1 protein-coding gene is annotated in these 1,577 nt (G+C 45.5%); it reads left to right on the forward strand.

Annotated elements, in window-relative coordinates; all coding sequences use genetic code 11:
* Positions 1-35: 35 nt before the first annotated feature.
* Positions 36-1,577 (forward strand): S8 family serine peptidase (locus FE810_RS16975; RefSeq protein ID WP_138321857.1); only part of this gene is annotated, 1,542 nt, incomplete at its 3' end.

A 1,577-nucleotide genomic window follows, 5' to 3' on the forward strand; every position in this document is an offset into this window, starting at 1 on the left:
TTGGCAAGATTTGCAAGCTTTTAGGAGGGCTGAACATGTTGTTCGAGAAAACGCTACTAAATAAACAAATCATAAAAGTAATGTCTGGTGCCGTATTAATGGGCGCAATTGCTACGCCAGCGATGGCCGAGTATCAACTTCCTGATGAAGTCGGTGAAGGGGAACTGATTATCGTTCCTAAAGCCGGTCTTTCTGATCAAGACCTGAATGAAATTCTGAAAAAGCATGACGCAAAAGTAGAGCATGAGCCTGCTGTAATGCGTGGTGCAAAGACGATGAAACAGTCTTTACGTGCAAACCTGGTTAAGGTTCCTAAAGAAAAACGCGAGAAAGTCGCCAAAGAGCTGAATGCCAACCCGCATATTGAATATGCCGAGGTAAACCGTTTGGTTGAGTTAGAATCAATCACGGCGAATGACCCGAAACAATCATGGCATTTAAATAAAATGAACTTGCCTGAAGCCTGGAGCAAATCTAAAGGTAAAGGGGTTGTGGTTGCGGTTCTGGATACGGGTGTGAATACATCTCATGAAGATTTAAAAGCCAACCTGTTATCGGGTTATAACGTGGTGAGCAAAAACACTAACGTTACCGATACCAATGGTCATGGTACTAAGGTTGCTGGTGTGGTTGCTGCGGTAAGTAACAACAACAAAGGTGTGGCATCCATTGCCTGGGATGCGAAAGTATTACCGGTGAAGATTTCAAACCGTAGTGATGGTGTTGCGTCATTATTTGATATTGCACGAGCATTAACCTGGGCTGCCGATAATGGTGCCGATATTGCCAACGTGAGTTATCAAATTTCCGATAGCTCTACCGTAAAAGGTGCCGCGAAATATTTCCATGATAAAGGTGGTTTGGTTGTAGCGGCTGCCGGTAACAGCGGTAAAAGCATGACATGTACGGATAACGAGTATGTGATCACGGTTTCGGCAACCACTTCAAGCGATGGTAAGGCAAGTTTTTCTAACTATGGTAAGTGTATTGATGTTGCCGCGCCTGGTCAGGGTCTGGCGACCACAACCAAAAACGGTAGTTACGGTAGTGGTACAGGTACATCGTTTGCAGCACCTGCAACGGCCGGTGTATTAGCATTATTGAAAGCCGCTAATCCAAAAATGAGTAACAAAGAGCTAGAGAGTTTGTTGGAGAACAACGCCGATAACTCAATGTTCTCAGGTAGTTTTAGTACGAAATTTGGTTATGGTCGAATCGATGCTGGTGCGGCATTGCGTGACAGTGTTTATGTCCCAGATCCGGAGCCGGAGTTAGATCAGACGGCGCCAGAGGTGAGCATCACGTCACCGAAGCAGGACAGTGAAGTAAACGGGTTGTTTTCGGTTGATGTCAATGCGGCAGATAACGAAGGCGTGAAAAAAGTCGAATTGTACTTTAATGGCCAACGTGTTGGTGCTGACTTTAGCTCGCCATATTCATTCAGTGTTGATTCGTCAGCGGTAGCGGATGGTGAACATACCTTAACGGCCATTGCGACGGATACGTCAGGTAACGTAACCGAAACCGCGAATCATTATGTTGTTGTTAACAATGCAGAAGAGCCGGTAACGCCAGAT

It is taken from the genome of Thalassotalea litorea (genome assembly GCF_005843925.1).
In the GTDB taxonomy this organism is placed as follows: Bacteria; Pseudomonadota; Gammaproteobacteria; order Enterobacterales; family Alteromonadaceae; genus Thalassotalea_A; species Thalassotalea_A litorea_A.